Source organism: Belnapia sp. AC561 (genome assembly GCF_979252845.1).
On the sequence record NZ_CEEDBP010000070.1, the window covers coordinates 1 to 11,485 of the forward strand.

Here is an 11,485-nt window from a genome sequence, read left to right on the forward strand (position 1 = left end):
TTGGTGTCGTCTGTCATGCCCACGACATCGGCCAAAACCAGCCATCATCTCAAGGCGGGAAACAGCTGACGGTTACGACGCGAGGTCGACACCTCGAGTTGGTACGGGCCCGACGAGGATAAGGAGGAACCGGCCGTAGGGCTGCAGACCCGGCCTGATCCGGACGAGGATGCGCTGTTCTGATGGTCGCCCGCGAGCCTTTGCGGCTGGTGGTCGACGATGTCCACTTCAGGGTTCTCAGCGAGTCCCTCGTCAGACCTCGATCGGGATAGCGATCTGCACCTCAACAGGAGTGTAGATGTCGACTTCAGTGTCCGGTACCCGAATGGTCACGAGGAGCGAGTAGCGCGCCGGCGTGTTAACTCGTTCAAGGAACGGCTTCTCCTTCCACCATCCTCCAACCGGATAAACACCAATTGCATCGCGGGCAGCCAAATCAGCGGCCGTGCCCCACCACAGATCGGAGTGAATTGACCCGACGTCGCGGGCAGTGCCCAGCAGCCATTCTTCGCCACCGCCCACGCCTGCGGCCGCGCCCTCTTCCTCTTCCCGAGCCGCCTGATTGATCCTCGCCCTAAACTCGTTCAGGGACTCAGTCGCCGACTTAATACGGAAGCGCAGCCCGTGAGACGCGTAGCGGTGGCGGCGCGTCCAGCCCCGCTCGCCTGGGTTCGGCTCGACGAAATAAGACAACGTCGCCCGGAGTTCAACTTGAGCTGCGCCAAGCGCCGCCAGCTCTGACCGTGGCCAGGGCAGGCTGTGCAACTTCATGTCGCGCGTCTTTGGCGTCCCGCCGTCCTGCCGCTGGAATGGCTGCAGTTCGTCCTCAATCAACAACGTCAGGTCGTTGCGCGCGGACTTAAGCGCTCTGCCAAGATCAGGAACGCCGTAGCCGTATCGCCGAAGTAGTGCGTGGATCTGTCTCTTGCGCCCCCCGCAAGCATGGATCTGCGCCCACATTGGGTTCGTCCACTCGGCCGAGTGGACGATGAGGCCGCGTACTGTTTCCGGCCAGAGCTGAGGCCGCTCGGCGAGGATCAACCCCGCCATGTTGGCGGCAAGAGCCGCCGCTGCGCTTGTATCGCTTAAGGTCGTGAAATGCCGCCGATCGGGCCGAAAGTATGTGGTCAGCAGTTGAAGATCGTCGATGTCCTTCCCAGGCTGGCGGCCGTCGTGGGCGAGGTTGCCGCCCTCGAAAACGACATCCGGCTTGACCGGCCACTGAGTACCCCAAGTGACAGAGGTCCGGCTGCGCGGCGATAGCTCGCCCGCTGGCGCAATCGGCTGCCAGCCGGTGAACGTCGGATCGACGATGTCGACCTTCTCCGTGAATGCGCCGACGGTCAGCGCATTCCAGGCCTGGGCCGGATCATCCACAGACTCGAGATCGTTCCGAACGAGGTGATCGCCGGGCGTTAGGTCGACCGCGATGTTGCCGGCCGATAGGATGATGAGACGTCGGTCAGGTTCTTCGAAGCAGAGCTGATCGACCGCCGCCGACCACGAGGACGGACGGCCCTGGGAGATCGTGGTACTTGTAATCGCGCAGACCACGACCCGCTTGCGCCACGGTGCTTGGACCTCGGCTCTAGCGATCGCTTCACCGGTGATTGCGCCGTAAAGCTCAGGATCGTTCGCCTGCTCAGCAGGCGGCAAGATGCGGACGCTCTCTAGTCGGAACGGAAGCACCACTGGATCGCTACCGGCGAGGACCGGCACGAGATCCCCATAGAGTGCGACACCCGCCATTCGGGTCCCATGTCCGTTCCAGGCCGGCGTGTCGTCCGAGCCCCAGATTGGGTTGATTGTGTGCCGATCGTCGAGCTTGAGTGCAGGCTCGATTAGCGGATGGGTTCGCCGCACACCGCTGTCCAGCAAGCAGACCGCCACCGACGCATGCACGTAGGGAGGCACCAGCCGCTCCAAAACTTCGTCGCTCCAGGCGCGTTGCTCCGCGCCACCAAGCCCAAGAAAGAAGGCCGGAGTATCCTTGCCTCGACGCAGTTCTGCGATCACGTCGCTATGCGCGACGAGACGGTCTAGCGAGGCCGTGTCGGCGAGCGCCAGTACAACTTCCCGTTCCGGGAACTTCACCGCATGAGCTTTTAGGCCGAAGTTGAGGGCGTTGGCCAGCCGCTCGAAGGTTTCTCGCCGGCCGTCCCGCAGCCACACTTCCCACCAAACTCGCTCCTGTGGATCTTCGGGAAAGAGCCGGTCCGCGTCAGTGAATAGTGAGCGCGCGCTGGCGAGCCGCACCGTTTCCATCCGGCTGACGAGTGGCTCGTTCCGAGGTCGGCCCGAGCCCGTATCCGTGTCACGATAAGCCCGGACCTTGCCGAGGTAATACGCCTCGGCCTGCGTAGGAACGAAAACCGACACCGTGATCGGCTGGCCGGCAGCCTCGCGGACGGCCACGACCTCCATGTGTCTTCGCCGATCCGCAAGCTGGTCGATGACTGCCCGCTCGCCTGCGGGCACCACCACTTCGAGGTAGAAGCCCGGCGTCCCCGACGCGAGGCCCGCGTCTCGCTCAGCAAGTTGGCGACGCGCCGCGTCAAGCGCTGTTCCAATCGCCGCTTCCAACGCCGCTGCATGCGCAGCCCGGTCCCGCACCGGCAAAGCCGGTGCATTCATCGCCTGATTCGGACGACGATAAGGCTCGATTGTGCCGCCGCCACTGATGAAGAAATGCGGGCGATCCCGCGGAAACTCACCCGCCATTAGTCAGTCGCCACCCTCTAACCGCCGAGTGACGCTCTTCGGCGTTCCTCGATAGCGCCAATCAGCGCCTGCGACGTAACCCGCTTAACCCCTGCCAGAATCGTAGTTTTGGCGGCGTCGTCAGCAGCACGCGCCACCTCGGCCTGCGAAAGTTCGACTGCCGCGTCGGCGGCTACGGACCATTGCACCCCCCCCGTATCGAAGGTGCCCAGGCGAGCGCGGAGCAACTGTTCGATTAGCCAAGCATCAGGGTTCGTGTATTCAATCACGTCGTCGAAACGGCGGAACAAAGCTTTGTCGAGGAGCTCGGGATGGTTGGTGGCGGCAATGATGAGACCTTGGCTGTCATCCTGCTCCAAAAACTGAAGAAATGAGTTGAGTACGCGTCGGATTTCACCAACGTCTTGGCGTTCGCCCCTACGCGCGCCGATCGCGTCGAACTCGTCGAAGAAGTAGACGCCCCGGGTGCCGGCCATGGCTTCGAAGACCAGACGAAGCTTGCTCGCCGTCTCGCCCATAAATTTGGTGATAAGCTCGTCCAGCACAACCGTGAACAAAGGCACCTTCAACTCGCCCGCGAGCGCAGCCGCTGTCATCGTCTTGCCTGTGCCTGGCGGACCTACCAGCAGAAGCTTGCGTCGTGGGCGGAGCCCATGCTCCCTAAGCCGCTCCTGCTGCCGCTGTTCGAGCAATACACGCTCCAGCCGCTCTTGCAGAGCTTTCGGAAATACCATGTCTGTTAGCCGCTCGGTCGGGTAGCGAGCGCTCAGTAGCGAGGCCAGTTCACCCTTGGGCTGCGCCATTGGAACCGGATTTCGGCGTTGCTCAAAGCTTGAGCCTCGCGTCTTCGCGGCGTCCACGAGGTTCTTCAGTTCCTCCGCAAGCTTGCCGTGTCCCTGCCGCGCTTCATGCGCCGCGAGTTGCATCGCGGCGGACAGGAATCGATCCTCATCGCCCTCGATGTGGCTTCTCAGCAGGCTGAGGATGTGGCGCGCTGTTGTCATCTCTTCCGTTACGAATAGGGACCCGTGTTCCCAGTAAGATAAGCTATCCCGAATGCGGCCGTTCCGCTAATAGTCATAATCCGACTTTCCCTCAGCCTTCCAAATGTCCGTTTTGAGGCATTTTGCGACCTCGTCCGTTCGCCGCTCAGGGTCTGGTGTCGCTGTGGTTGTCTCCAGGCTCGAGGTACTATCGGTAGCATCACGTTCTGCTCCGTCTTGTGGGCTTGGATCGTGCGTGCATGCGCGACTGTGTTGGCGCGTCCTGGCCTTGACCGCCTCCTCTTTCGGGCTTGAGCAAAGCCACCGGCTTTCTGTCATAGACCGCCAAACGGATGTTTAAGTCGGTGAAGCGTGGCTGAATACGGAGTGCGCTCCCCTCTCGACGGCCGGCGACATACTGAAATTTATCTTAAATGAGGTCGTGCCCCCAGACGTGGCATAGAGGCCGCCATCGTTACGGTGACGGCCATCGCGGTGTTCCTCGGTAGAATGACTTCACGTTGTGAAGCATCGGCCGAAACGCTGGGGCCGGCATGCCGGTGTTGGTGAGCCGCCCTTGCCATACAGGCTAGATATACGTCAGTCGCATTACAGCGCCCGACAACCGCATGCGTCTGCTACTCCCAAGCCAGGACGCTGGGCCGCCAAGGTCCGCGAGCAGCATAACCACAGTCACGGTCACCGGCATGGGAGGGGATAGGGCGGAACCAGAGTCCACGCCCGCTTCAACGGATGGCTTCACGAGTCGCTAAACGGGGTGGCTAAGCCGGCTTTATGGCGCATTTATCCACAGGGATCAGCGATTTTCCCGTGGAGTCTAGTTCCGGATTGCGTGGAGGGTGGTTCCGGGAATCGGGCTTTTCCCGTGGAGTCTGGTTCCACACTCTAATAGCTTAAGACTAGTTTCTCTCAAATAGCTTGCGCACGTAGACTCCAACTTGCATTGGTGGACGAAAACCCGGCAGGGTCCGGTTCATGGCGCAAGTGCATCAGCTGATCGTTCGGGAAGGCATCGACCGGGCGAGAGAACAAGCCGTGACGAAGCGCGAGCGCCAGATCGTCGAAGCAGCGTACCAAGTGCTTACTGAAGACGCTGAGAAGATTGGCTTTACCTACTCCGGTTTTGCCCTTACCTCGCTGCCGCACAAGCCTTTAGCCGAGCCAGTATGGCGCCGCGAGGGGCACAACATCACCCTACTACTAGAATCGGGTTACGACCGAGCCGGGAAGGCAGTTGGGGTGCCATATGGATCCTATGCCCGCTTCATTCTGCTATTCCTCCAGAGCGAAGCCATCCGAACCGGCTCCCGCGAAATCGAGCTGGGTCGGTCTATGCGGGTCTGGCTCGGGACAATGGGGCTCTCGATCGGCGGCACGACCTACCGGATGGTGGCGGAGCAAGCAAAGCGCATCTCCAACTGCCGCCTGCAGTTCTACGCGGATCGTGGCGGCAGGGAACTGATGCGCCACGGCGGCTTCGTCGACGGCAGCATCTCCATGACAGGCGTTTCGTCGGACCAGCCGTCACTTTGGCAGGACCGCGTAGTCCTGAACGAGGAATTCTACAGGGCATTGCGCGAGCATCCCGTGCCGTTAAGCGAAAATGCCCTGAAGGCAATCGGCCCGCGCTCCATGGTTATCGACGTCTACATCTGGCTGGCCTACCGGCTCCATGCCCTGACGCGTGACATCGATGTAAGCTGGGTCGCGCTTCATGCCCAGTTCGGGGCGGGCTTCCAGCTCCTGCGCAAGTTCAGGGCGCACTTCATCGAATGCCTCGATCTCGCAATGGCGGCCTATCCCGACGCCCGCGTGTCGATCAGCGAGCGGGGCATCACCCTAATGCCCTCAAGGCCTGCCATCCCGAAGCTGTAGAGGAAAGAGACTCCACACCGGAATTGGAGTCTGGTTCCGCCCTCCTCCATAGATTCTCCTCACGCACCTGTCCGCCGACCTCGATGCGGCTTGGCGGGCAGCCCATTCCCGTTACAGTACCGGTTAGCTCACAGCTGGCATCGAAAACGGCTACGTCGCCGGTATTGAGCGGACCTTGGCGGCGGTTCGGCGAGAGCTCAACCGTATTGTGTCTCGTCCTACCGATACGGCTATGATCTTGGTTAGCGCACTCCTCGCCACCGGCGGGACGTCTCTGTCCCCCATCCCTCCACCTGCCGCCCCGGTCGATCTCGAGTGCCGTCCGCCGCACCGGGACGTCTGCTAAAGCTTGCTCGGCTGAAGGCGGGCGCGTTCGAACGTCTTTTAGTGCACGGGCTGTGGGCCGGGTTCATTACTGAGGTCTACAAGACCGGTGCCTACGACGAAGCGATCATGGAGCACAGCCGCCACAAGGACGTTCGCACTATGCGAGGGTATGTCCGGCGGGCAAAGCTGGCCAGCGAGAGCCCGGCAACGCTCGTCGGCCTGTAGGCCAGAAACTAGCCCCTGCCTCATTCAGGGGAAGGCTGATGCCAGATACAATCGAGGACACACGTTGCGACTGCGACCATTGGCACAAAACGGGCCGACGGTGCCCGGATTGCCCGTATGAGCGCCGGAAGCGCCGCGAAGAGGCGAACCTTATCCTGGCGCAGATCCCGACGTTCCTCCGCAGGGCAAACAATAGCGTGGCGTTACCGGACCGTCGGCCGAAGTATTGCTGTGAGAACTGATAAAGCTATATTGCCATATGGCAATAAGGCGATATGCTAATACGTCATTATCGCCATGAGTCGTCTTCGCCCTTCCCTGCTGTTTCGTACTCTTGGCGAGATTGCCGCAGCGGGCGGCGTTGGCTAAAGGCCCCTCCCCCCCTATGGCTGGTCAGCTGAGTTCATCGCGTCTTCGGCTTTCGTCGCCACCCCGAAGCGGCGGCGGGCCCACTATGACGTGCAGCGGCGCTGAGGCAGGCGGTGCCGGCTCTGCGGAAGGACGGCGCACGACGCAGTGGTGTTGAACGTCGACCATGTCAGGCCGCGCCGCACGCACCCTCGCCTGGCCCTTGATCCGTCCAAAATGCAAGTCCTCTGCGGACCATGCAATCATGGTAAGAGTAATCGCTACTCCCACGATTGGAGACAGCCAAAGTGTCATAGTGATTTGGCGATAGCGCCATATGGCATTATGTGCCGGGTGGTTTGGGAGTCGTCGTCAGTTCTGATGTGGGGCAGGTGCCGGGCAGCTCAGCAAGGTGATCTCGCGGGCGCAGAAGAACTCCGCCCCGTCATTCACGCCGCTCACCAGCGCCCCAATGCCGCCAAGGATCGCGCAGATTGTAACGATGACTGCGCCGAGATGCTGAGAAGTGGTTAGGACTAGAGCACGCCGGATCTCGACCCGCTTCCTGTACCAAAATAGCTCGTCATTAGCGTTGAGCCCCAATCGTTCGAAGTCTTCAATGCCGATAGTATGGACGTCCGACGGCCAAAGGTCGCCAGGACGGTCGGTCATGCCCCCTTCCCTGCCCCGTCTTCCAAAACTTTCAGCCGCTTCTCGATCTGTTCGAGCCGGGTGACCAGCTTCTCAAACGCCGCGAACTGCTTGGCGACGACGTCCTTCACCTCCCTAACCGCCTGGATGGCGTTCAGGATCTCGCTCGTAGGAGTCTTAGCCACAGGCTAGCTGAGTGTCCGTCCGGGAACAGAGTGAATCATCTGAGTCGGTTGTGATTGGCCCCTGGTGGCGGGTGCGGGAAGAAGGGTGTCCATATGGACGCCCAAGAACCGGCCGAAATACGACCGCAGCAAGCTGCGCTACCCGAGTAATGTGACCGACGAGGAATGGTCGATCATCGGCCCCCTGATCCCGCTGGCGAAGCGTGGCAGCAACAAGCGGACGATCGACACGCGTGCGGTGCTGAATGGGGTGATGTACATCCTGTCCACCGGCTGCCAGTGGGCGGCGCTGCCGAAGGACCTGCCGCCACGCAGCACGGTGAATGACTACCTGCGACGTTGGGACGAGGACCGCACGCTGGATCGCATCCACCACGCGCTCTACGTTCTGTTCCGCGAGGGGGCCGGGCGCGAGGCCAGCCCGACGGCCGCGACCATCGACAGAAGGAGCGTGAAGGGCGCGGAAAAAGGGAGGCCTGCATCGACCCGTCGGACTACGACGCTGGTAAGAAAATTAAAGGCAAGAAGCGGCACGTCTTGGTCGACCCCCAAGGGCTGCTGATGCAGGCCATCCTCCACGCCGCCGACATCCAGGACCGCGATGGCGGCGTGCTGTTGATGGGTTCGCTGTTCGGGCTCTACCCTCTCCTACTGAAGCTTTACGCCGACAGTGGGTACCAGGGCGCCAAACTCCAGGATGGGCTGTGCGCAACCTGCAGCCAGATCAACCTCGAGATCGTCAAACGCTCCGACCGGCACCGCTTCGTCGTGCTGCCGAAGCGCTGGATCGTCGAGCGCTCAATCGCCTGGCTTAACTGCTGCCGCCGACTGGCCAAGGACTGGGAGTGCCTAAACCGCAACGCGCTCACCTTCCTCCGCTAGGCATCCGTCCGCCTCATGCTCCGAAGACTTTGCCAGAAAACCACATGATCCCAGATGGACACTGAGGCGTTCGAGCAACCGATCTGCCCTCTCGGAAAGGGAGCGGGTTTCACGGCGAAACTCCTTCAAAGCCTCGGCAGTGCGGTTCGGCCTCGTCGCTGCAGCTTTCTTCGCCGTGGCTACCCGTACCCTCGGCTTCTCTGCTGGCATAGCGTAGGAGGTAGCCTTTTTCACGGCAGCCGTCCGGCTCGTCTTCTTTCCGCACCCTTACCTGTGGCTGCTGTCGAGTAATTCCTTACGATGGCGACCCTAATCGCATGGCCAAGCAATATAGCGATTGCCGGGCCCGTTCCAGATTATGGCAATACGCCAATATCGCCATATGGCAAAGGTGAGATATAGAGCTATTGCCCTCGGCGGGCCCGTTCGGATGGGACCCGCATCGGTGCGGCGATACCCTTACGCTGCGCCCACTCCTCGATAGCCTCCATCAGCAGGTCATGAACCTTCACCTTGGGACCAAGGGCAAGAGCGAACCGCTTGAGTTCGTATTTTCCCTCAGGATGCAAGTAGAGGATGGTCGGATCGGACTTGCTTTCCATAGGGCGGCGCCGTCCGACGTAACCCCCCTCACCTGCCCCGGTCTGTGCCAAGGCCGCCGATGGCGCTGACGGAACCGCCGGAGCGGCTACCGGCTCCGTGGGCGGCTGGGGCGTTAGCTTGACGCCTCCGCCATAGCTAACAGGTGGTGCTTTTGCCATGTTGTCACATCTCCAAATTTCCACGGCATCATATGGCAATGTGATGATATGACGATAGGGGTGACTGGCAGAGGTGAAGACGATACTGCCATATGGCGCTATTGCCTGCGCTTAGGCCCGGTCGATCAGCTTGATGTCCAGGAAGTCGAGCCTCTGTCTCCTGACCACCGTCCGGTACCAGCCGAACGCAGCCGAAATCGTGGGGAAGTCGCAGCCATTGGCGTTACCGCGAAGGGGTGCCGATCACCACTTCATCCATGCGGAGGATCAGGGCCAACCGGGAACCCCCCTGTACCTATTGCCGCGATGAGCTGGTCGCGGACCTCTCCGATCGGGCGGGCCTCCGCCTCATTGTTCGTCGTGCGCACCATGTACGTATCATCTTAACGTCATGCTATCACAGCGTCATATGGCAATGCGGCACTATCAAACAATGGTCTTGCGCTTCAGCCAAGCCCACACTTCGGCGATCTCAGCGCGTGCCTTGCTGGTCGGCTCGCGCTCTTGGATCGCCAGTGCCTCGGCCTGCGCATACGGATAGCCCAGCGTGTAGGTAAGGGGGGTTGGGCAGTGCGGAATGCCCAGTTCCTTTAGCCGACCCAGTGCCAGCGCCAGCGCCTTGGCCCGGTTGCCCGGCGGCGTTTGAGTAAAGATGGTGGCGCTTGGCTTTTTCATGCGATCCACAATGGCCCAGGTTGCTTCCAGCGCCCGGATGTCCATCGGGTTGGGCCGCGTCACCATCGCCGCGCCAGTCGAGACCTCGAGGGCGGCATTGATGGCCGGGGCCGAGTGGGGCGGGGTGTCGATCACGATGAACCCCGCGCCCCGGTCGTGCAGTTCCTTCACTACGGCCCGCAGTGAGCCGGTTCCAAGCGTGATGACGGCCGGGGCGTCGATCCCGGCCTGTTCCCGCTGGGCACCCCAGTCTGCTGCCGACTTCTGGGGATCGGCGTCGATGATTGCCGCGGCCAGACCCTGACGGAGCGCCTCGATCGCTAGGCACTGGGTGAGGGTGGTCTTACCGCTGCCGCCCTTTTGCGAGATGACAGAGATGACGGTCGCCATGACGCTATGCCCCTATTGCCACATGATCGCGGCACCATAGCGGCACATGGTGATGCGGCGCTAGGGACACGCTTTAATATCGCCATATGGCAATAGGACGAGCTTAGGTGTTTTGCGGCATGAAGTGGTTGAAAAAGAACGTCGTAACAGGAGCTGTGATGACTTCTTGATCGACAAGCCGGCCTAACCTCAGTCGGCTTCCCCGTCGCAGCCTCAGGCCTCGTCGTCTGTCCTCTCCCGGGCGCTGTCCCAGACCTTCTGCGAGGCGTTGTTGCGCCAGAGTTCGGCCGGCCGGAGGTAGCCTAGCGCCACCTCGGCCGAGCGGTGCCGGGTCTGGCGCATGACGGCGGCGAGGTCGGCGCCGGCCTCGCCGGCGGCGGTGGCGAGGCCGGCGCGGAGCGAGTGGCCGGAGTAGCCCTCGGGGTTGGCCAGGCCGGCGTCGCGGGCGGCCTGCTTGACCAGGCGCCAGACCGCCTTGTCGGAGAGGGCCAGGCTGGAGAGCCGGCCCGCCTTGCTCAGCCCGACGAAGACCGGCAGCGCCGCATCCGAGGCACCCCCGGTGTGGTCGCCGCCGCCCTGGCGAAAGCCCAGCCAGGCCTCGAGCGCCCGGGCCGGGCAGAGGCCGGGCTCCTTGGGGTTGGCCGAGAGGGCGATGGCCTGGCCGGCACCACGCTGGTCGGTCTTCGAGCGGCGGATCAACAGGCGGAGGCCGCGCTGCGGCACCACCTCCACGTCGCCGAGCGCCAGCCCGACCAACTCGGAGCGGCGCAGCGCCCCGGCAAAGCCCAGCAACAGCAGCGCCCGGTCGCGGGCGCCGAGCGGGGTCTCCGGCCCCGGCCGGGTGGCGAGCATCCGTCGCAGGACCTCGGGTCCGGCGGCGGTGGCCTGCTTGGCCGGGCGGGAGCCCTTGGTGCGGGCGATGCCCTCGAGCAGCATCACCAAGCGGGGGTGGCGAAGGTCGAGGGCGATGCCGGCGAGGCGGTGGGCCGCCTGGATGGCCGCGAGCGCCACGCGGAGGCTGGAGAGGCTGAGGCTGCGGTCGGCGGCATGCACCGCGTACATGGCGATGGTCTCGGGGTCGCCGGCGAGCGACGGCCGGCCGAGGCTGGCGCACCAGGCCTCGTAGGCCCGCCAGGCGGAGCGGTAGGTGCGGCGGGTGCCGTCGCCGCGGGCCCGCGTCGCATAGACCGCGGCGCGGGCGGCGAGTGCCTGCAGCGTCGCGGCCTGCTCGGGCGTGCCGGGCACCTGGAGGTCGCCGAGCAGGCTGGTGGAGAGGGTGACGGTGCCCGGGCCGGTGGCGGGGTTTTGGGGCAGGGCAGGGGGCTCGGCGTTGGGATCGGGCATGGCGTGAGGCTAGCGCCGCGCTGTCGTGTCCGCAAATGCGGTTTAGCGGACGGAATGGGGGTGGAAAGGAGCGAAATACGGTCTGGATCGGAAAGAG

At 62.8% G+C, this 11,485-nt stretch carries 7 protein-coding genes and 1 pseudogene; 3 read left to right on the top strand and 5 right to left on the bottom strand.

Annotated elements, in window-relative coordinates; genetic code table 11:
- Positions 1–252 precede the first annotated feature (252 nt).
- A complete protein-coding gene (locus AC0IW9_RS29290) occupies positions 253–2,721 on the bottom strand; it encodes a S8 family peptidase (RefSeq protein ID WP_471651841.1) in 2,469 nt (822 codons plus the stop codon).
- Between the two features lie 17 nt (positions 2,722–2,738).
- Positions 2,739–3,725, bottom strand: coding sequence for an AAA family ATPase (locus tag AC0IW9_RS29295; protein WP_471651842.1), 987 nt, complete (start codon positions 3,723–3,725; stop codon positions 2,739–2,741).
- 975 nt (positions 3,726–4,700) lie between these two features.
- Between AC0IW9_RS29295 and AC0IW9_RS29300 the strand changes: the two genes are divergently transcribed.
- Both AC0IW9_RS29300 and AC0IW9_RS29305 read left to right on the top strand, forming a co-directional pair.
- The gene (locus AC0IW9_RS29300) at positions 4,701–5,600 is read left to right on the top strand and encodes a replication protein RepA (protein WP_471651843.1); all 900 of its coding nucleotides are present in this window, start codon (positions 4,701–4,703) and stop codon (positions 5,598–5,600) included.
- Positions 5,601–6,647: 1,047 nt separating this feature from the next.
- A pseudogene (locus AC0IW9_RS29305) lies at positions 6,648–6,770 on the top strand (hypothetical protein); the annotation flags it as partial.
- A gap of 102 nt (positions 6,771–6,872) precedes the next feature.
- Here the strand turns inward: AC0IW9_RS29305 and AC0IW9_RS29310 are convergent.
- Positions 6,873–7,172 carry a hypothetical protein gene (locus AC0IW9_RS29310; protein ID WP_471651844.1) on the bottom strand — a complete coding sequence of 100 codons (300 nt, stop codon included), beginning with the start codon at positions 7,170–7,172 and terminating at the stop codon, positions 6,873–6,875.
- Positions 7,173–7,427: 255 nt separating this feature from the next.
- On the opposite strand from AC0IW9_RS29310, the gene AC0IW9_RS29315 reads away from it, so the two are divergent.
- Positions 7,428–8,218, top strand: a protein-coding gene (locus AC0IW9_RS29315) for an IS5 family transposase (protein WP_471651847.1) whose coding sequence is annotated in 2 segments (ribosomal slippage) — positions 7,428–7,809 and positions 7,809–8,218 — 792 coding nt in all. Because the reading frame shifts where the segments join, the coding sequence is not laid out codon by codon here.
- A gap of 1,187 nt (positions 8,219–9,405) precedes the next feature.
- On the opposite strand, the gene AC0IW9_RS29320 is transcribed toward AC0IW9_RS29315, so the two are convergent.
- Both AC0IW9_RS29320 and AC0IW9_RS29325 read right to left on the bottom strand, forming a co-directional pair.
- Positions 9,406–10,044, bottom strand: coding sequence for an AAA family ATPase (locus AC0IW9_RS29320; protein ID WP_471651845.1), 639 nt, complete (start codon positions 10,042–10,044; stop codon positions 9,406–9,408).
- Between the two features lie 213 nt (positions 10,045–10,257).
- Positions 10,258–11,388, bottom strand: coding sequence for a site-specific integrase (locus tag AC0IW9_RS29325; RefSeq protein WP_471651846.1), 1,131 nt, complete (start codon positions 11,386–11,388; stop codon positions 10,258–10,260).
- Positions 11,389–11,485: the final 97 nt, after the last annotated feature.

Coding starts and splice junctions, on each gene's coding strand:
- AC0IW9_RS29290 (WP_471651841.1), bottom strand. CDS start 2,721: ATGGCGGGTGAGTTTCCGCGGGATCGCCCGCATTTCTTCATCAGTGGC.
- AC0IW9_RS29295 (WP_471651842.1), bottom strand. CDS start 3,725: ATGACAACAGCGCGCCACATCCTCAGCCTGCTGAGAAGCCACATCGAG.
- AC0IW9_RS29300 (WP_471651843.1), top strand. CDS start 4,701: ATGGCGCAAGTGCATCAGCTGATCGTTCGGGAAGGCATCGACCGGGCG.
- AC0IW9_RS29310 (WP_471651844.1), bottom strand. CDS start 7,172: ATGACCGACCGTCCTGGCGACCTTTGGCCGTCGGACGTCCATACTATC.
- AC0IW9_RS29320 (WP_471651845.1), bottom strand. CDS start 10,044: ATGGCGACCGTCATCTCTGTCATCTCGCAAAAGGGCGGCAGCGGTAAG.
- AC0IW9_RS29325 (WP_471651846.1), bottom strand. CDS start 11,388: ATGCCCGATCCCAACGCCGAGCCCCCTGCCCTGCCCCAAAACCCCGCC.